General features: G+C 63.7%; 17 protein-coding genes. 7 read left to right on the forward strand and 10 right to left on the reverse strand.

What is annotated here, in order from left to right:
* Positions 1-69: 69 nt before the first annotated feature.
* From MUO32_RS19175 to MUO32_RS19190, 4 genes are all read right to left on the reverse strand, one after another.
* Positions 70-3,402 (reverse strand): DUF2126 domain-containing protein, encoded by a 3,333-nt coding sequence (locus tag MUO32_RS19175; RefSeq protein ID WP_257949998.1) that lies wholly within the window; start codon positions 3,400-3,402, stop codon positions 70-72.
* Positions 3,403-3,538: 136 nt separating this feature from the next.
* Complete coding sequence (locus MUO32_RS19180; RefSeq protein ID WP_257949999.1) at positions 3,539-4,315, reverse strand: VOC family protein; 777 nt, start codon at positions 4,313-4,315, stop codon at positions 3,539-3,541.
* Positions 4,316-4,370: 55 nt separating this feature from the next.
* Entirely contained in the window at positions 4,371-5,105 is a 735-nt protein-coding gene (locus tag MUO32_RS19185; protein WP_257950000.1) for a thioredoxin family protein, read from the reverse strand.
* Positions 5,106-5,186: 81 nt separating this feature from the next.
* On the reverse strand, positions 5,187-5,648 hold the full coding sequence (locus MUO32_RS19190; protein WP_257950001.1) for a MarR family winged helix-turn-helix transcriptional regulator: 462 nt from the start codon (positions 5,646-5,648) through the stop codon (positions 5,187-5,189).
* Between the two features lie 85 nt (positions 5,649-5,733).
* On the opposite strand from MUO32_RS19190, the gene MUO32_RS19195 reads away from it, so the two are divergent.
* Positions 5,734-6,138 (forward strand): GFA family protein, encoded by a 405-nt coding sequence (locus MUO32_RS19195; RefSeq protein ID WP_257950002.1) that lies wholly within the window; start codon positions 5,734-5,736, stop codon positions 6,136-6,138.
* A 42-nt stretch (positions 6,139-6,180) separates the two neighbouring features.
* Here the strand turns inward: MUO32_RS19195 and ilvD are convergent, their stop codons facing one another.
* Positions 6,181-8,016: a dihydroxy-acid dehydratase gene (ilvD, locus tag MUO32_RS19200; RefSeq protein ID WP_257950003.1), complete on the reverse strand. Its 1,836-nt coding sequence runs from the start codon at positions 8,014-8,016 to the stop codon at positions 6,181-6,183.
* A 193-nt stretch (positions 8,017-8,209) separates the two neighbouring features.
* On the opposite strand from ilvD, the gene MUO32_RS19205 reads away from it, so the two are divergent.
* Complete coding sequence (locus tag MUO32_RS19205; RefSeq protein ID WP_257950004.1) at positions 8,210-9,259, forward strand: GntR family transcriptional regulator; 1,050 nt, start codon at positions 8,210-8,212, stop codon at positions 9,257-9,259.
* A gap of 9 nt (positions 9,260-9,268) precedes the next feature.
* Positions 9,269-9,625, forward strand: coding sequence for a VOC family protein (locus tag MUO32_RS19210; protein WP_257950005.1), 357 nt, complete (start codon positions 9,269-9,271; stop codon positions 9,623-9,625).
* Here the strand turns inward: MUO32_RS19210 and MUO32_RS19215 are convergent, their stop codons facing one another.
* Positions 9,626-11,155: a UxaA family hydrolase gene (locus MUO32_RS19215; RefSeq protein ID WP_257950006.1), complete on the reverse strand. Its 1,530-nt coding sequence runs from the start codon at positions 11,153-11,155 to the stop codon at positions 9,626-9,628.
* 164 nt (positions 11,156-11,319) lie between these two features.
* Here MUO32_RS19215 and MUO32_RS19220 point away from each other — a divergent pair, with 164 nt between their 5' ends.
* The gene (locus MUO32_RS19220) at positions 11,320-12,066 is read left to right on the forward strand and encodes a FadR/GntR family transcriptional regulator (protein ID WP_257950007.1); all 747 of its coding nucleotides are present in this window, start codon (positions 11,320-11,322) and stop codon (positions 12,064-12,066) included.
* Positions 12,067-12,123: 57 nt separating this feature from the next.
* Positions 12,124-13,272 carry a galactonate dehydratase gene (gene dgoD / locus MUO32_RS19225; RefSeq protein ID WP_257950008.1) on the forward strand — a complete coding sequence of 383 codons (1,149 nt, stop codon included), beginning with the start codon at positions 12,124-12,126 and terminating at the stop codon, positions 13,270-13,272.
* A 55-nt stretch (positions 13,273-13,327) separates the two neighbouring features.
* On the opposite strand, the gene MUO32_RS19230 is transcribed toward dgoD, so the two are convergent.
* Positions 13,328-13,732, reverse strand: coding sequence for a GFA family protein (locus tag MUO32_RS19230; protein ID WP_257950009.1), 405 nt, complete (start codon positions 13,730-13,732; stop codon positions 13,328-13,330).
* 282 nt (positions 13,733-14,014) lie between these two features.
* Here MUO32_RS19230 and MUO32_RS19235 point away from each other — a divergent pair, with 282 nt between their 5' ends.
* A complete protein-coding gene (locus MUO32_RS19235; protein ID WP_257950010.1) occupies positions 14,015-14,152 on the forward strand; it encodes a lipoprotein in 138 nt (45 codons plus the stop codon).
* Positions 14,153-14,183: 31 nt separating this feature from the next.
* On the opposite strand, the gene MUO32_RS19240 is transcribed toward MUO32_RS19235, so the two are convergent.
* Entirely contained in the window at positions 14,184-15,212 is a 1,029-nt protein-coding gene (locus MUO32_RS19240; RefSeq protein ID WP_257950011.1) for a sensor histidine kinase, read from the reverse strand.
* A 151-nt stretch (positions 15,213-15,363) separates the two neighbouring features.
* A complete protein-coding gene (locus tag MUO32_RS19245) occupies positions 15,364-16,848 on the reverse strand; it encodes a nucleobase:cation symporter-2 family protein (protein ID WP_257950012.1) in 1,485 nt (494 codons plus the stop codon).
* A gap of 339 nt (positions 16,849-17,187) precedes the next feature.
* Here MUO32_RS19245 and MUO32_RS19250 point away from each other — a divergent pair, with 339 nt between their 5' ends.
* Positions 17,188-17,586, forward strand: a complete 399-nt coding sequence (locus MUO32_RS19250) for a hypothetical protein (protein ID WP_257950013.1) — start codon at positions 17,188-17,190, stop codon at positions 17,584-17,586.
* 36 nt (positions 17,587-17,622) lie between these two features.
* On the opposite strand, the gene MUO32_RS19255 is transcribed toward MUO32_RS19250, so the two are convergent.
* Entirely contained in the window at positions 17,623-17,997 is a 375-nt protein-coding gene (locus MUO32_RS19255; RefSeq protein ID WP_257950014.1) for a GFA family protein, read from the reverse strand.
* Positions 17,998-18,174 lie beyond the last annotated feature (177 nt).

Genomic DNA, 18,174 nt, shown 5'->3' on the forward strand with positions numbered 1-18,174 from the left:
GTTTCCTTGTTTTCGCGCAATTCCGCAGGCAAAACCGCTACGCGCTTTGCAGGCATTGCTCCCCGAGGGCTAGATGCCTGGCGGCCGGCGCAGATCCAGCGTCAGCGGGAAATCCGCCGACGGCGTTTCCGGCCACAATGTGTAACCGCCCGCTCTGTGCCCCCAGGGCTCGAACCGCGCCAGCCGGCGCGCCTCGGCTTCGTTTCCGTTCACCGGGAAGGTGTCATAGTTGCGTCCGCCCGGATGGGCAACGTGGTAAATGCAGCCCCCGATCGCTCGCTTCGACCATGTATCATAAATGTCGAAAGTAAGCGGTGTGTTGACGGGCAGCACCGGATGCAGGCCCGATGCGGGCTGCCACGCCTTGTAGCGCACGCCCGCGACGGAGACGCCCCCGGTGCCTGTCGACCGAAGCGGCATGGGTCGCCCGTTGCAGGCCACGGTGTAACGTTCGGGATTGGCGGTCTCCAGCTTCACCTGAAGCCGTTCGACGGAGGAATCGACATAGCGCACGGTGCCGCCGACCGCACCCTCTTCCCCCATGACGTGCCACGGCTCGAGCGCCTGGCGTACTTCGAGATTGGCGCCCTCGTATTCGACCTCGCCGCAGAAGGGGAAGCGGAATTCGAGCTGGGCGGAAAACCATTCGGGCCTGAGGTCGAAGCCGTTGGCCTTGAGGTCGGCGAGCACGTCCAGAAAATCCTGCCAGACATAATGCGGCAGCATGAAACGATCGTGCAGGGTCGTGCCCCAGCGCACGAAGCCGCCCTGCGCCGGGTTCAGCCAGAAGCGGGCGATCAGCGCGCGGATCAAAAGCTGCTGGGCAAGGCTCATGCGGGCATTCGGCGGCATTTCGAAGCCGCGGAACTCGACGAGGCCGAGACGGCCGGTCGGCCCGTCAGGTGAAAAGAGCTTGTCGATGCAGATTTCCGAGCGGTGCGTGTTGCCGGTGACGTCGGTCAGGAGGTTGCGGAAAAGCCGATCGACGAGCCACGGTAGCGGCGGTGCGCCGCCATTGGGTGCTGGCACCTGCGCCATCGCGATTTCCAGCTCGTAGAGACTATCGTGCCGCGCCTCGTCGAAGCGCGGAGCCTGGCTCGTCGGGCCGATGAACATGCCGGAAAAGAGGTAGGAGAGCGACGGATGGCGCTGCCAGTGCAGCACGAGGCTCTTCAGTAGATCCGGCCGGCGCAGGAACGGGCTGTTGTTGGGATTGTCGCCGCCGACGACCACATGGTTGCCGCCGCCCGTGCCGGTATGGCGGCCGTCGATCATGAATTTATCGGCGCCGAGCCGGGTGAGACGGGCTTCCTCGTAGGTCGCGGTGGTGATCGCCACGCAATCCTGCCAGTTGGCGGCGGGATGGATGTTGACCTCGATGACGCCCGGATCGGGTGCGACCCGCATGACATTGATGCGCTCGTCGTGCGGCGGCGCATAGCCTTCGATATGGACCGGCAGGCCGAGATCGGCCGCCGCCTTCTCCGCGGCGGCGATCAGGTCGAGGTAATCCTCGATACGCTCGACCGGCGGCATGAAGACGCACAGACGGCCGTCACGCGGTTCGACGCTGAGCGCGGTGCGCACGGCGCCGCGGATATCGCCTGTCGATCCCGCGATATTCTGTTCGTTGCGGTCCTGCTGGGGTTCGCTCGCCCGCAGCGATACCTGCGCCAGCGTTCTCGCCGGAGCGCTGTAGTCGGGCAGCGGTTCTCGGGGGATCGAGGGGTCGGCCTGGTGAATGTAGGGATATTGCGAGGGCGGCACATAGGGCAGGGTGCCGAGCGGCATGCGGAAGCCGATCGGCGAATCGCCCGGTATAAGGAAGATCTTGCCACGGCGGGTGCGCCATCGCTCGCTCACCCAGCGCCGGCCGCCGGCCTTGGCGTTCCAGGCCTGCACCGGCAGAATATAGCCGGTCGCGGTCGTAAGCCCCCGCTCGAACACCTTGGCGATGCGCGCCCGTTCTTCCGGGCTTTCGAGCTTGGAGTTGGAGGGATCGACATTTTCCGGCAGACTGCCTTCCTTGATGATCCATTCCGCCGGGTCTTCGAATGCGGGGATGATCATCTCCGGTTCGATATCGAGTTCGGCGGCGATGCCGGCCAGAAGCGCTTCGGCCTGCTTTTCGGTGACATCGGTGTCGGCGGCCTCGGTGGCGATCAGCGCGGGATTGTGCCAGATCGGCTTGCCGTCCTTGCGCCAGTAGAGCGAGAAGGTCCAGCGCGGCAGGCTCTCGCCGGGATACCATTTACCCTGCCCATAGTGCAGGAAGCCGCCGGGGGCGAAGCGCTCGCGCAGGCGCCGGATCAGTTGGTCGGCCTTTTCGCGCTTGGTGGGGCCAACGGCCTCGGTGTTCCATTCCCCTGCCTCGAAATCGTCGATGGAGACGAAGGTCGGCTCACCCCCCATGGTGAGGCGCACGTCATTGGCCGCAAGAACGGCATCGACGTCGTGGCCGAGCGCGTTCAGCGCCTCCCAGCTTTCGTCGGAAAAGGGTTTGGTGATGCGCGGATGTTCGGCCACGCGGTTCACCGTCATGGCGAAGTCGAATTCGGTGTTCGCCTCGCCGAAGTAGCCGCCGCTGATCGGCGCCGCATTGCGGAAATGCGGCGTTGCAGCCAGCGGAATGTGGCTTTCGCCGGTCAACAGGCCCGAGGTCGGATCGAGGCCGATCCAGCCGGCGCCGGGCAGATAGACCTCGCACCAGGCGTGCAGGTCGGTGAAGTCGACCTCGGTGCCGGAGGGGCCGTCCAGCGCCTTCAGGTCCGGCGCGAGCTGGATGAGGTAACCCGAGACGAAGCGGGCGGCGAAGCCGAGATTGCGCAGGATCTGCACGAGCAGCCAGCTCGAATCGCGACACGAGCCCAGCGCGCTCGTCAATGTCTGTTCCGGCGTCTGCACGCCCGGTTCCATGCGGATGACATAGCCGATCTGCTGCTGGAGGCGCGCATTGAGGCCGACGACCATGTCGACCGTACGCTGTTGCGGCGTGCGGTCGACCGTTTTCATGAAGGCTTCGAGCGCGGCATCCATCGGTTCGGGCGCGCGATAGATCTTCAGGTCTTCGCGAAGGTCTTCCGGATAGTCGAAGGGCCACTGCTCGGCCTCCTCCTCCACGAAGAAGTCGAAGGGATTGTAGACCGTCATGTCGGCGACGAGATCGACCTCGATCTTCAGTTCCGTCACCGGATCGGGGAAAACGAACCGGGCGAGATAGTTGCCGTAGGGATCCTGCTGAAGGTTCACGAAATGGTTTTCGGGCGAAACCTTCAGCGAATGACTGATAACCTTTGTCTTGGAATGCGCCGCCGGTTTCAACCGGATGATCTGGGGTCCAAGGCGGACCGGATTGTCATAGATGTAGTGGGTGAGGTGGTAGATACCGGCCTTGATCGACATGCGCGCTCTGTTCCCCTCGGGCGGTCTATGCCGCCATCGAAGGGAGTTTGTGCAATGCGAAGAGAGATTGCAAGCGGGAATGGCATGGGGCGCCGGCGAACCCGGCACCCCGCTCGTTCGTCGGCCGGCGGCCCTATCAGCGATGCATGGCGACCAGCGAGAAATACGCGCCCTGCGGGTCGGCGCAGTTGATGATCCAGGCGCCGCCGGGCACCTCCATCGGCTCCATCATGACCTGGCCGCCGCCGTCGGTCACGCGCTTGCCCGCCGCGTCCAGCCCCTCGACGACGAAATAGTAGCCCCAGGCCGGCGGCATGGGCGACCCGGGCGGGTTTGTCATCATGCCACCGATCGCATTTCCGCCGCGCACGGCAAACGTCTGGTAGGTGCCCATGCCGGCATCCGCCATGTCGACCGCCATGTCCTTCGTCCAACCGAAGGTTTTCGAATAGAAGGTCCAGGCCTCGTCGAGGTCGCCGGCCATCAGTTCGTGCCAGCCGATGCGGCCGGCCTCCATCATGCCGGGCTCCGGCGGACCTTCATCCTCGGTGGAAAAGAGCGAGAAGATGGCGCCGTGCGGATCGGCGGCGACAGCGAAGCGGCCGATGCCGGGAATGTCCTGCGGCTGACGATGCACCTTGCCGCCGTTCTCGGTGATGTCCGCCAGCGTATCCTCGATCGTGTCGGTGAAGATGTAGCCCATCCACATCGGCGGCATCTCGCCGGCCTCGTCGGGCAGCGACATCAGGCCGGCCACCTGGTTTTCGCCGGAATAGGCGAGCGTGTAATTCATGCCCTCCATGCCGGAATCGCGGGTCGACCAGCCGACGACCGACGCATAGAAGCGTTCGGCCGCGGCGACGTCCGGTGTCATCAGTTCGTACCAGCAGAACTTGCCATAGTCCTTGTGCATGTGTTCTTCCCTTCTGTTCTCGTTGGGCTGTGGTGGGGCCGTTGCCTTTTCGCCGTCAGCCGCAGCAGGAATGCGTCTTCGGCGTCTCGGCATATTCGTCCTTGCGCTTGACGAAGCTCAGCGTTCCCGTCTCGTTGCGGCCTTTTGGCGCCCTGTCCAGGATCATCAAGGTGCCGAGTGCCTCCTCGCCGCCGCGGGCATAGTCGGAATAGGTGTGGTAGACCGTACCGTCTTCGTCTCTGGAGAAGGCGCTGAGGCCGGGCAACTCGTCATGCGCGTCGGCGGATGGCGTTTCGCGGTAATTGTACATCACCTTGCCGCTCGCCAACTCGTCCTTGGTGAAGGAGACGTGGTAATCGAAGTTGAAGTCGCTGCCGAAGGCCGACACCCAGGGGAATGTCCAGCCCATGCGCTTCCTGTAGGCCTCGAGCTTTTCCAGCGGCGCGCGCGAAACTGCGATCATGGTGACGTCGTGGTTGTTGAGATGCGGCAGCATGCCGTCGATGTGATCGGCCATGAAGGAGCAGCCGGGGCAGCCGGCGTCCCATTCGGGGCCATACATGAAATGGTAGACGATAAGCTGGCTGCGGCCGTCGAACAGCTCGGCGAGCGTCTTACGGCCTTCGGGCGTCTGGAAAGTATAGATCTTGTCGACCTCGACCCAGGGCAGGGTCAGACGTTCGGCGCGCACCTTGTCGCGCAGCTTCGTTTCCTCCTTCTCCATGGCCAGCAGCGCCTTGCGGGCTTGCAGCCATTCTTCCCGGGATACGACCTCGTGATTCGGTCTCATGCTCGGAACTCCTCTTTCGCGGGCTTTCGACGAATGCGTTGGTATCAACATTTTTGGCTCGTGTCAAAGTGCAAGCCGGTCTCACCCTTCCGGCACGGACTGTTTCTCAACGGCCTGTAACGCGGCAATGACGGTTTGTGTTGCCTCCGCGATTTCTTTTGTACCGAGCACATCGCCGAGCGCGTTGGCCCAGACGGCCTGCCGGGCCTTGATCGTATCGAGTGCCGCGGCGCCCCGTTCCGTCAGCGTCATCAGCTTGGCGCGCTGGTGGGCGGGGTTGTCGGCGTAGAGGATGAGGCCATCCTTCTCGAGCAGGTCGGCGACGCGCTGCACGCCCTGCCGCGTCATGCCGAGCGCGCGGCCGGCATCGGCGACGGACATCGGCGCGTGGTCCGCGGCGGCGAGCACTTGCCAGCGTGCGCTGGTCTGGCCCGCGGGTTTGGCGAGTGCATCTCCGGCATTCTGCAAATGCCCGGCAAGGCGCAGCACGGAGATGGCGAAGGCGGCGAAGGCGTCGCCGGCAGGGGTGCGATCAGAACTCATATTGACAACATGCTGTCAGTCTGTAAAAGTGCATTTGACAACATCTTGTCATTTTGCGACCGATAAGGCAAGCGAGGAAAAAGCGATGCTGAAGACCTACAAGGGGAGCTGCCACTGCGGAAAGATCCGCTACGAGGCCGATATTGACCTCGCCGCCGGCACGGGCCGTTGCAATTGTTCGATCTGCTCGAAGAAACGGTACTGGGGGGCCCAGATCAAGCCTGACGCTTTCCGCCTGCAATGCGATGAAGCGGACCTTGGCGACTACCAGTTCGGCACGATGAGCGGGCATCACCGCTTCTGCAGGAATTGCGGTGTTGCGCCGTTCGGGCACGGCTACATCGAGGCAATCGGCGGGGACTATGTTTCCATCAACGTCGCCTGCCTCGACACTATCGAGCAGAGCGAACTGGCGGATTTGCCGATCCAGTATTTCGACGGACGAAACAATGCCTGGTGGAACACGCCGGAGGTGACGAAGCACCTCTGAAAAGCAAACCGGGCGCGGAAGAGATCCGCGCCCGGCAAAAGATCATTCCGGCAGGATGCGCACGGCGCCCTTGTCGGCGCTCGAAGCGAAGGCGGCATAGGCCTTCAGCGCCGTCGTGACATTGCGCTTGCGCGGCGCGGCCGGCTTCCAGCCGAGCTTGTCCTGCTCGTCGCGGCGGGCAGCGAGTTCCGCTTCCGCAACCGCGAGGTTGATCGTGCGGTTCGGGATATCGATCTCGATGAGATCGCCGTCACGCACCAGGCCGATGGTGCCACCCTGCGCCGCTTCCGGCGAGGCGTGGCCGATCGACAGGCCGGACGTGCCGCCGGAGAAGCGGCCGTCGGTGACGAGCGCGCAGGCCTTTCCGAGGCCCTTCGACTTCAGGTAGCTCGTCGGATAGAGCATTTCCTGCATGCCGGGGCCGCCCTTCGGGCCTTCATAGCGGATGACGACAACGTCGCCGGCCTTCACCTCGTTGGCAAGGATGCCCTTGACCGCCGCGTCCTGGCTCTCGAAGACGACCGCCGGACCGGAGAACTTCAGGATCGATTCATCGACGCCGGCCGTCTTCACGATGCAGCCGTCGAGCGCGATGTTGCCGGAGAGAACAGCGAGGCCGCCGTCCTTCGAGAACGGGTGTTCGACGGAACGGATGACGCCGTTTTCACCGTCCGTATCCAGTTCGTCCCAACGCGCTTCCTGGCTGAAGGCGACCTGGGTCGGAATGCCGCCCGGTGCCGCGCGGAAGAAGGTGCGCACCGTCTCGCTGGTCGTGCGGGTGATGTCCCAGCGGTCGATGGCGTGGCCGAGCGTTTCGGCATGGACGGTCGGCGTGTCGCGGTGGATGAGGCCGCCGCGGTCGAGTTCGCCGAGGATGCGCATGATGCCGCCGGCGCGGTGCACGTCTTCCATGTGCACGTCCTGCTTGGCGGGCGCGACCTTGGAGAGGCACGGCACCCGGCGCGACAGCTGGTCGATGTCATCAAGGTCGAAATCGATGCCGCCTTCATAGGCGGCTGCGAGGATGTGCAGCACGGTGTTGGTCGAGCCGCCCATGGCGACGTCGAGCGACATGGCGTTCTCGAAAGCCTTCTTGTTGGCGACGTTGCGCGGCAGGATGCTGTCGTCTTCCTGCTCGTAGTAGCGGCGGGCGAGATCGACGATCAGGTGGCCGGCCTCGACGAACAGGCGCTTGCGGTCGGCATGGGTGGCGAGCGTCGAGCCGTTGCCCGGCAGCGACAGGCCGAGGGCTTCGGTCAGACAGTTCATCGAATTGGCGGTGAACATGCCGGAGCAGGAGCCGCAGGTCGGGCAGGCGGAGCGCTCGATGACGGCGACATCCTCGTCGGAGATCTTGTCGTCGGCGGCGGCGACCATGGCGTCGACGAGGTCGAGCGCGTGGGTCTTGCCGTGCAGCACGACCTTGCCGGCTTCCATGGGGCCGCCGGACACGAAGACGGAGGGGATGTTGAGGCGCATGGCGGCGTTCAGCATGCCGGGCGTGATCTTGTCGCAGTTCGAGATGCAGACCATGGCGTCGGCGCAATGCGCATTGACCATGTACTCGACCGAGTCGGCGATGATTTCGCGCGACGGCAGCGAGTACAGCATGCCGTCATGGCCCATCGCGATACCGTCGTCGACGGCGATCGTGTTGAATTCCTTGGCGACGCCGCCGGCCTTCTCGATTTCGCGGGCGACGAGCTGGCCAAGGTCCTTCAGGTGCACGTGGCCGGGCACGAACTGGGTAAAGGAGTTCACCACCGCAATGATCGGCTTGCCGAAATCCGAATCCTTCATGCCGGTCGCGCGCCAGAGGCCGCGGGCACCGGCCATGTTGCGGCCGTGGGTGGTGGTTCGGGAGCGATATGCGGGCATGGTCAATTCCTCGAGGTGGACGTGGCTGGCATATGGGCGTCTTCAAGCCGGATTGCGAGCCTTACGAGGGTTTCCCTAGCGCAAAACGCCCCCCACGTCACGAAAGGAATGACGATTTTTTGACGGTGCGACGCAATTTCCTTGCCGGCGGCTCTCGGTGTCGCGACCGTTGTCGGCATGGTGCATTCGTGCCATGGTCCACGCCATGAACGGCACGGGACAGGATTTGGCGGAAGCGGGTGCTGAGGGCGCCGAGGCGGGGCTCGACAAGAGCCCGCTTTATCTGCGCATTCGCGACGTGCTGGCGCAGGCGATTTCCGCCGGCCGCCTGCCGAAGGGCGCACTGCTGCTGGAAGGCCCGGTCGCGACCCTCTTTGCCTCCACCCGCACGCCGGTGCGTCAGGCGCTCGTCCTCCTTGAGGAGGGCGGCATGATCCGTCGCTTCGACGGGCGTGGCTTTCTGGTCGGGCAGGGACGCAGCGGGCCGAAGCGCGTGGCGCTGACATCAAACATGCTCGGCCTCAGCGAGGAAGCGCCCGGCCTGCGCAAGGCTTTGGGCTGGGAGGCGATCTATGAGAACCTGGAGCGGGAGATGGTGCATCTCTCCGTCTTCGGCCGCCATCGCATCAACGAGGTGGAACTGGCGCGCGCCCGCGGCGTCGGCCGGCAGGTGGCGCGCGATGCGCTGACGCGGCTGGAAGCTCTTGGCATCGTCGAGAAGGACGAGCGCATGCGCTGGACGCTGGTGCCGCTCGACGAGAGCCGCATGCGCGACCTGCACGATATCCGCGTCGCGCTGGAGCCCGTGGCCCTGATGCAGGCGGCGCCCTTCATTCCACCCGCCGAACGCCGGATGATGAGCGACCGGCTGGAGGAGGCGCTGGCCGCCTATCCCGATCTTTCGGTCGAGGCGATGGACGACCTCGAAACCGACCTGCACATCACCTGCCTCGGCTACTGCCCGAACCGGGAGCTGCTGATCGCGCTGCGTCGCGCGCGGTTCATGCTGAATGTCAGCAAGCACATCATCGGCGTCTCGCACCGCATGCCTGCCGCCGAACCCTTCATTGCCGAGCATCTGGCCGTGTTCCGCGCGCTTGATGTCGAGGATGTCGCGCGGGCGGCCGAGACCTTGCGCCATCACATCGTCGTCTCGCTGCCCAAGGTGATCAGCCGCGTCGCGGAACTGCGCGCGGCGCACCGGCCCGATGTTCCCGCCTATGCGACGCCGGTTCCGCGCTGAGGAGCTGCCATGAAGGTCAAGCGCATCGTCGCCAATATCGAGACGGCCGATCCGGGCGCGGTCGCGCGCTTCTACAAGGACGTGCTCGGGCTGGACCTCCTGATGGACCATGGCTGGATCGCCACCTATGGCAGCGACGGCACCACCATGCCGCTGCAGGTGAGCTTTGCCTCCGAGGGCGGTTCGGGCACGCCGGTGCCTGGGCTTTCGGTCGAGGTCGACGATGTCGAGGCAGCCTATCAGGCCGTCCTCACGGGCGGTTATGCCGTGGAATACGGACCGGTGGACGAGCCTTGGGGCGTGCGGCGCTTTTTCGTGCGCGATCCCTCGGGCACGCTCGTCAACATCGTCATGCACACGCGCTGATCAGGTGATCGCGCCGACCTGCCAGGGCACGAATTCGTTGTCGCCATAGTCGAAGGCTTCGCTCGCCGTCTTGCGGCCGGAGGCGGTCTCGATGACGAAGTCGAAGATGCGGCGGCCGGCCTGTTCGATGGTTTCCGTGCCATCGACGATCGTGCCGCAGTTGATGTCCATGTCTTCCCTGATGTGCTCGTACATCGGCGTGTTGGTGGCGATCTTGATGCAGGGCGCCGGCTTGTAGCCGGAGACCGAGCCACGGCCGGTGGTGAAGGCGACGAGGTTGCAGCCGCCGGCGATCTGGCCGGTGACGGCGGCCGGGTCGTAGCCGGGTGTGTCCATGAAGACGAAGCCCGCTTCCGTCACCTCCTCGGCATATTCATAGACGGCGTTGAGCGGCATCGAGCCACCTTTGGCGACGGCCCCGAGCGACTTTTCGAGAATGGTCGTGAGGCCGCCGGCCTTGTTGCCGAAGGAGGGATTGTTGTTGAGTTCGGCGTCGTTCTTCGCCGTGTAGTCCCGCCACCACTCGATACGGGCGAGCAGTTTTTCGGCAACCTCCGGTCGGGCGGCGCGGCGGGTCAGCAGATGCTCGGCGCCGTAGATTTCGGGGGTTTCGGACAACACGGTCGTCGCGCCTTGCTGCACGAGAAGGTCGGACGCGACGCCGAGTGCCGGGTTTGCGGAGATGCCGGAATAGCCGTCCGAGCCGCCGCATTCCAGCGCCAGCTTGATGCCGGAGAGCGGTTGCGGTGTACGGCGGATGCGGACGACATCCGGCAGCATGTCGTCGATCATGGCGCAGGCCGCCTCGATCGTCTTGCGCGTGCCGCCCTGCTCCTGGATCATCATCTTGCGGAAGGTTTTTCCCTCCTCGAGCCCGGCTTCCTCGACGAGCGGGCCGTACTGGAAGGTTTCGCAGCCCAGCCCGATCATCAGGATACCGCCGAAGTTCGGGTTGCGGGCATAGCCTTTGAAGGTACGCGTCAGGATGCGCCCGCCTTCGGACTTGAGGTTCAGTGCACAGCCGCCGCCATAGGTCAGCGCCACCACGCCGTCGATGTTCTCATGGCCGGTCTCGCGGAACCTGCGGGCATAGTGCTCCGCCACGTAGCGCGAGACCGTGGCGGAACAGTTCACCGTCGAGAGGATACCGATATAGTTGCGCGTGCCGATGCGGCCGTTGCCCCGGTCATAGCCATCGAAGGTGCGGCGCTCGGCCTGCGGCACCATGACAGGCGGGGCATTGTCGACGCAGAATTCGTGCCTGAGGGCAACATCGAGTATGGCGAGGTTCTGCAGGTGCACGTGCTCGCCAGGGCGGATTTCTCGCGTCGCGTAGCCGATGATCTGACCATATTTCAGCACGGGCGCGTTTTCGGCGATCGGTGCGACGGCGACCTTGTGGCCGCGCGGAATACGCTCGGCGGCGGTGACGCCGTTCACCAGCGCCCGACCGGCATCGATATTGGCGGGCACCACGCCGACATTGTCTTTCGGGTTGAGCACGAGCACGGCGGGAAGGTCGGCGAGCATGGCGGTTCCTCCAGTGGGATCGGCGCATTATGCACTTTGCCGGCAAAAGTCAATCATGGGGATTTTTGCCGCCGAAAAACGCAGGGGCATGGTTGCCGCCATCAATTTGTCATATCATTGCGTCGTAATTGTACGATGATTTAATCTGCAGATCGGGAGGTTGCGTGCCGGAGAAAGCAAGAAGACAGGCCCAGCGGTCTTTGTCGCGCCGTCCGCGCGTGCGTCACAACGTGACGGCGGCGATTGGCACGGACATCTGCGGTGGCCGTTTTCCGCCCGGAACGGTTCTGCCGCGCGAAAGCGACCTTTGCGAGACCTATGGTGTCAGCCGCACCGTCATCCGCGAATCCCTGAAGGTTCTGGAGACCAAAGGCCTTGTGCGCGGCCGTCCCCGTGTCGGGACGCTCGTCTGCGACCGCTCGGAATGGAACGTGCTCGACGCGCAGATCCTCGAATGGATGGGGCCGGACGTGCTTTCGGCCGAACTGCTGGGCTCCATTCTGGAGGCGCGCCGCACGGTGGAGCCCGCCGCCGCCTTCCTCGCCGCCTCGCGCGCCACCGCGCAGGAGATCGCCGATCTCGAACGGGCCTGCGACGAGATGGGCGAGGCCGAAGGCGATCTGGAAACCTTCACGGCTGCTGACGCCCGTTTCCACGAGACCCTGCTCAGGGCCAGCCACAACAGGGTCTTTCACCAGCTGTCGTCCATCATCCATGCCGCCCTTTCCTATGCGCTGTACGCGTCCAACCGGGCATCGGCAAAGCGCGACGAGGCGCTGGATGTGCATCGCGATCTCGTGGATGCGCTGCGGCTTCGTGATGGCGCGCGGGCGGAAGCCTGCTCCCGCCACATTCTCGATCTCGCCGCGCGCGACCTGTCCGGCCTGATGGGCAAGGCGGACGAAACCTGACGAATTTTGCGGGTGGAAGAGGCTCGCGATGCAAGCAGACTGACGAGGGATGGAACCATGAAGATCACCAAGCTCACCACTTATATCGTGCCGCCGCGCTGGCTGTTCCTGAAGGTGGAGACGGACGAGGGCATCGTCGGCTGGGGCGAGCCGGTCGTGGAGGGCCGCGCGCTGACCGTCGAAGCCGCCGTGCACGAACTGTCCGACTATCTCGTCGGCAAGGATCCGCTGCTGATCGAGGACCACTGGCAGGTCATGTATCGCGGCGGCTTCTATCGCGGCGGGGCCGTGCACATGTCGGCGCTTGCCGGCATCGACCAGGCGCTCTGGGACATCAAGGGCAAGGCCTATGGCCAGCCGATCCATGCGCTGCTCGGTGGCCAGGTGCGCGACAAGATCAAGGTCTATAGCTGGATCGGCGGTGACCGCCCCGCCGACGTCGCCAACAATGCCCGCGAAGTGGTCGCCCGTGGCTTCAAGGCGATCAAGCTCAACGGCTGTGAGGAAATGCAGATCGTCGACACCTGGGACAAGGTGGAGAAGGCCGTCGAAACCATTGCGACGATCCGCGAGGCGATCGGCCCCTATATCGGCATCGGTGTCGATTTCCATGGCCGCGTGCACCGGCCGATGGCCAAGGTGCTGGCCAAGGAGCTCGAACAGTTCAAGCTGATGTTCATCGAGGAGCCGGTCCTGTCCGAAAACCGCGAGGCGCTGAAGGAGATCGCCAACCATTGCTCGACGCCGATCGCACTCGGGGAGCGGCTCTATTCGCGCTGGGACTTCAAGTCGGTGCTGGCGGACGGCTATGTCGACATCCTCCAGCCCGACCTGTCGCATGCCGGTGGCATCACGGAATGCCGCAAGATCGCGGCCATGGCGGAAGCTTATGACGTGGCGCTGGCGCCGCATTGCCCGCTGGGGCCGATCGCGCTTGCCGCCTGCCTGCAGGTCGATGCCGTCTCCCACAATGCCTTCATCCAGGAGCAAAGCCTCGGCACCCACTACAACAAGGGCAACGATATCCTCGACTACATCTCCAACAAGGAGGTCTTCCACTATGCCGACGGCTTCGTCTCGATCCCGCAGGGACCGGGCCTCGGCATCGAGGTGGACGAGCAGTATGTCATCGAGCGCGCCAAGGAAGGCCATCGCTGGCGCAACCCCGTCTGGCGGCATGAAGACGGCAGCGTTGCCGAGTGGTGAGCCGCCGGCATCGTTGATGAAAAGGCCGGGGATGTCCCGGCCGCCTGCCTTGTTTTCAGCGGTCTGGAAGGCCGTTGAAATGTTCGAGCGTTTCGTCGAGTTGCAACCAGACATGTTTGTGTTGCTCGAAGACGGAAAGGGTGGGCGGCGCGAAGCCCGGATCGGCGTACGCGCCGACCGCCACCCCGATCCAGGATGGCGACGCCTCTGCCTCCCAATAGACGGTTGAACCGCAGGTCGGGCAGAAATGCATCCGGACCTTGCGGCCGCTCTCGGCGGTGCGAAGAAACTGGGTGGACGGTCCTGAAACTTCGACGCAGCCTATCCTATAGAACGTGTTGGCGCTGAATGGCGCTCCCGTTCTCCGCTGGCATGCGAAGCAGTGGCAGAGCGCCGTCAGTTGCGGCGGCTCGGCGAATGTCAGTCTGAGAGCGCCGCAGGCGCATTGGGCATCGGCCATGGGGAAACCTCCCGGTTGCACGGTTCATATGCGTGAGATTGAGGGATGAAAGCGCAGGGCGAGCCGAAATGTCGTGCGGCGGACGATGCGCAGGCTGAGGCCTGAGACGGTTTCAGGCTTGCCAAAACATCGAGATAGGTCGCGCGGTGCCGAAGTCCAGAGACAATTTGTTTGGTCGGTGCGGGTTTGTCGCGCATGCCATCGGGTTTTTCATGCCTCTGGCAGGTGGACGGAATCGCTGCAGGTTCCTATGTCTTACGGGTATCAAGTAAGGAGAGATTCATGCGTCCCATTTCCGGTTTCATTGTCGCCGCGCTCGCTGTTCTGGCGCTTGCCGGCTGCAGCACGACGGCAGCCGACAACACGACCTATGCCCGTCCTGCCGCATCGGGTGGTGCGATTTCGATTCCGCTGAACTGATATCCTGCGGGGCTGGGAGACGTAACGATCTTCAGGCCTTGCGGAGCGGTAGCGTGATGGCGGCCCGGTAGCGGTCGCCGTCCATCGGGCCCGACGAGAACCGCCATCGGCTACCGAAACGGGCCTGAAGCCGATCGGCGATGTTCCTGAGGCCGATGCCCATACCGGCCGGCTGGCGATCCATCTGCCCGGCCGGCAGGTCGTTTTCCACGCTTATCAGCAGATGGTCTCCCTCCTGCCGTGCTTCCAGCACGATGGTCACGCGTTTGGTGGACCGGGCAACGCCGTGTTTGACGGCATTTTCGATCAGCGGCTGAAGAATGAGGTTGGGGACCAGCGCGGTTTCGAGTTCCGCCGGAAGCCGGATATCGAACGCCATACGGTCCCCGAAGCGCTCGCGCTCGATTTCGAGATAATCGCGCTGCAGCGCGATTTCCTGCGCGAGCGGCACGTCGTGCAGGGGGTTGAGCGAAAGGGTCGTCTTCAGGAAGCGCGACAGGGACAGCACCATGCGGTCCGCCCGTCCTGCCGATCCCTCCTCGATAAGGCCGGCAATGGAATTCAGCGTGTTGAAAAGGAAGTGCGGATTGAGTTCGTAGCGCAATGCCCGCATTTCCGCGTCCAGCTTGCGACGTTGTGCATTGAGCAACGAGAGCGCCGCCACGTAGAAGCCGAAAACGATGACGTTCCAGATCATGCTGAAGCGGAACTGCAGGAGGGCCTTCTCCCACGTATTGGCGATGGCGAAGCCGGGAACGCTTAGGCCGCCCGGCAACACATGCGGACCGGCCAGCATGATGACGGCGATATCGAACATGGCCTGGCCGATCCCGGCAGTGAAGACGGCGAGAATGCCAAAACCTATGGCTAGCGCCTTCGGCTGGTTTTGCAGGTGCTGGAGTATTCTTGCGAGAACCAAAGCGAGCAGAATGCTGCTCAGCCAACCGGGGGCGATGAGCGGCAGACCGCCAGGCAGCATCAGGATGTCGTTGATGGACAGCGCCGTCCACAGGGTGAGTGCCAAAACCAGCGCCTCGCGCCCGCTCAACATGCCTGCCATGAATGCTCCCCAAGCTGCTTTCTATTGACGACAACGTGGCACACGTTTCGTCCCGCCTTGGAAGTAGGATGGGAAAATGTCCAGGCAACCGCTGGGTACGAAAAACCCGGCTTGGGATGCAAGCCGGGTTTTCATGGCGGGTGTGAAACGCCTAGTGCGAGTCGGCCATGCGGGCCGCTTCGACCGCGGAGGATTGGTTGAACCCGACACCGTTGAAGAAGGCATTGAGGATGACGGCGACGATCGAGGCGAGCACGATGCCCGATTCGATGATCGGATGGATCGCATGCGGCATCCACATCAGATAGTTCGGCGCAAGCAGCGGAATGAGGCCGAAGCCCACTGAAACGGCAACCACGAAGAGGTTGTTGCGCGAGGACTTGAAGTCGACATTGGCGAGGATGCGAACACCCGTTGCCGCGACCATGCCGAACATCACCAGGCCCGCACCACCGAGCACGAAGGTCGGAACCGCTTCCACGAGGGCGCCCATCTTCGGAATGAGGCCGAGGATGATCATGATCACGCCCGCCGCCACGCAGACATGGCGGCTCTTGACGCCGGTGACCCCGACGAGGCCGACATTCTGCGAAAAGCTCGTATAGGGGAAGGTGTTGAACAGGCCGCCGATCATCGTGCCGATGCCATCGACGCGCAGGCCCGCCGTCAGCTGCTGTTGGCCGATCGGCCTGTCGGTGATTTCGCCGAGGGCCAGGAACATGCCGGTCGATTCGATCATCACGACGATCATGACGAGCGCCATGGTGGCGATGAGAACGGGTTCGAAGATCGGCATGCCGAAGCGCAGCGGCGTGACGACGGCAAACCAGCCGGCATCGCCGACGCGGTCGAAATGCATCATGCCGAAAATCGAGGCGGCGATACAGCCGATGACGACGCCGGCAAGCACCGCGCTATTGCTGATCAGGCCCTTGCCGAAGCGGGCGATCAGCAGGATGGAGATCAGCACGACGGCCGAAAGCGCGATATGGCTCGGTTCCGCATAGACCGGGTTGGAGATGCTCGGCGCGATGGCGAGGCCATCGGGAACGGCCGGGCCGCCGGTCCTGGCGAGTTCCTTCATCTGGGACAGCCATTCGGCATGCGACGGGTCGATCAGCTTCGGCGCGGTCGGGCCGAACGGATTGCCGAAGGTCCAGTTGATGCCCACGCGCATCAGCGACACGCCGATGACGAGGATGATCGTGCCCGTCACGACGGGCGGGAAGAAGCGCAGCAGGCGTCCCATGAGGGGTGCAAGCAGCAAGGCGATGAAGCCGGCCCCTATGATGGCGCCGAAGATCATGCGCGCACCTTCCTGGCCGGGGTTGAGTGTGGCCATGGAAACCATCGGGCCGACGGAGGCGAAGGTGACACCCATCATGACCGGCAACCGGATGCCGACATGCCGGCCAACGCCGAGCGACTGGATGATGGTGACGAGGCCGCAGACGAAGAGGTCGGCGGAGATCAGGAATGCCACGTCCTGCGGGCTGAGCTGCAAAGCCCGGCCGACGATCAGCGGCACGGCGACCGCGCCGCCATACATGACGAGGACATGTTGGATGCCCAGCGTTGCGAGCCTGCCCACGGGCAGCTTCTCGTCCACCGGATGTATGCTGGATGCGTCGCTCATGGATACTCCTCCTATCACGTCGACCGTACCTGCCCCGTCCTCCAACGGGTGGGGCATCCTTTGCGCGGCGGTAGTACGCGGCAAGCATAGTCAGGTGATAAACACTTTACGTATTTCAGGGGTAATCGTGCGGCAGCAACGCGTCGCCACAGGCTGAATATTTCTGGAATATCGACGCCTTTTCAGAAAGTTGGCGTAGAATTCCGATGCAGGATATGGCTTGTTCCAAGCATTATTTGAGCGCATAAGACAAGCGGTCGTCAACTGTTTCCTGCAGGGCATATGTGTATTTCCGCCGCCTGCCCCGTCATCGCGCAACGTGCCTGAAGGAGTGTCGCCATGGGCGAAAAATCGCCTGAAAATCCGGCAGAAGCCGAGGCTCTTTCCTTGGCGCAGAAGGGGATCGAGGCCGGTGCGCACGGGCAGCATGAAGACGCGGTTGCATCCTGGAGAGCGGCTTCGGTGTATGCGGATGCGCATCTCTCCGGTGCCGATATCGACTATTGGATCAAGAGTGGCCTCGGTGCCGCCCTCTACGACATCGGCGCCTATGCCGAGAGTATCGCCGTCTCGAAGCAGGCACTCGACTGGTGCTCCGCGCGCAAACGGCCGCTTCCGGCCCTGACCATCGCGAAGAGCTATCGCAGCCTTGGCGATCACGAAGCCGCGCGGGTCAACATCGACCACGCCCGCAGCCTCGTGGGCGATTCGATTCTGAGGGAATGGGCGGCCGATTGATTCATCTCCGTTGGCGATGACGAAGGCGTGCGCCGATCAGGTTCGGTTCTCGTCGTACTGTTCGGCGCCGTCGACCGGCCGCAGCCACGGCTCCCGGCGTTTGACCCAGAGTTCGTAGCTCGGAACCAATCCCGCCGGAGCCATCGAGAGGATGCCGAGCTTGATTTCGGCCTCTTCGCCATCGCGTGCGAAAAGCCGCGAGCCGCAATGCGGGCAGAAGCGCTGCCCGCGAAATTCGGCAGGGTCGCCCCTGCATTCGAAAGCGTCTGCTGGCCAGATGCCGTAGTAAGTAAAGGCCGAGCCGCTTTCCTTGCGGCAGTCCATGCAATGGCAGATGCCGATGCGAAGGGGCTCTCCATGCACCGATACCTCGACTTGCCCGCACAGACATTTTCCCAGAAGCACAGTCATCGCTTCATCTCCCGACCAGCCCGCGTTGCCGATGAAGGGTAGACGGGCGTTTCCGTTCCACATGCTGCGAAAGCGGAAGATAGCGCCCCGCAGGGGACAGGGAAGTGGGGAGAAAGTCTTTGTTTCCCCGGAAATGAGAAAGGCCTCAGCGGTTTCCCGATGAGGCCCTGAATTCGA

This window comes from Shinella sp. CPCC 101442, assembly GCF_024704725.1.
GTDB lineage: Bacteria > Pseudomonadota > Alphaproteobacteria > Rhizobiales > Rhizobiaceae > Shinella.

Bases quoted from the DNA above. Each gene is read 5' to 3' on its own strand.
- MUO32_RS19175 (WP_257949998.1), bottom strand. From the start codon at position 3,402: ATGTCGATCAAGGCCGGTATCTACCACCTCACCCACTACATCTATGAC.
- MUO32_RS19180 (WP_257949999.1), bottom strand. From the start codon at position 4,315: ATGCACAAGGACTATGGCAAGTTCTGCTGGTACGAACTGATGACACCG.
- MUO32_RS19185 (WP_257950000.1), bottom strand. From the start codon at position 5,105: ATGAGACCGAATCACGAGGTCGTATCCCGGGAAGAATGGCTGCAAGCC.
- MUO32_RS19190 (WP_257950001.1), bottom strand. From the start codon at position 5,648: ATGAGTTCTGATCGCACCCCTGCCGGCGACGCCTTCGCCGCCTTCGCC.
- MUO32_RS19195 (WP_257950002.1), top strand. From the start codon at position 5,734: ATGCTGAAGACCTACAAGGGGAGCTGCCACTGCGGAAAGATCCGCTAC.
- ilvD (WP_257950003.1), bottom strand. From the start codon at position 8,016: ATGCCCGCATATCGCTCCCGAACCACCACCCACGGCCGCAACATGGCC.
- MUO32_RS19205 (WP_257950004.1), top strand. From the start codon at position 8,210: ATGGTCCACGCCATGAACGGCACGGGACAGGATTTGGCGGAAGCGGGT.
- MUO32_RS19210 (WP_257950005.1), top strand. From the start codon at position 9,269: ATGAAGGTCAAGCGCATCGTCGCCAATATCGAGACGGCCGATCCGGGC.
- MUO32_RS19215 (WP_257950006.1), bottom strand. From the start codon at position 11,155: ATGCTCGCCGACCTTCCCGCCGTGCTCGTGCTCAACCCGAAAGACAAT.
- dgoD (WP_257950008.1), top strand. From the start codon at position 12,124: ATGAAGATCACCAAGCTCACCACTTATATCGTGCCGCCGCGCTGGCTG.
- MUO32_RS19230 (WP_257950009.1), bottom strand. From the start codon at position 13,732: ATGGCCGATGCCCAATGCGCCTGCGGCGCTCTCAGACTGACATTCGCC.
- MUO32_RS19235 (WP_257950010.1), top strand. From the start codon at position 14,015: ATGCGTCCCATTTCCGGTTTCATTGTCGCCGCGCTCGCTGTTCTGGCG.
- MUO32_RS19240 (WP_257950011.1), bottom strand. From the start codon at position 15,212: ATGGCAGGCATGTTGAGCGGGCGCGAGGCGCTGGTTTTGGCACTCACC.
- MUO32_RS19245 (WP_257950012.1), bottom strand. From the start codon at position 16,848: ATGAGCGACGCATCCAGCATACATCCGGTGGACGAGAAGCTGCCCGTG.
- MUO32_RS19250 (WP_257950013.1), top strand. From the start codon at position 17,188: ATGGGCGAAAAATCGCCTGAAAATCCGGCAGAAGCCGAGGCTCTTTCC.
- MUO32_RS19255 (WP_257950014.1), bottom strand. From the start codon at position 17,997: ATGACTGTGCTTCTGGGAAAATGTCTGTGCGGGCAAGTCGAGGTATCG.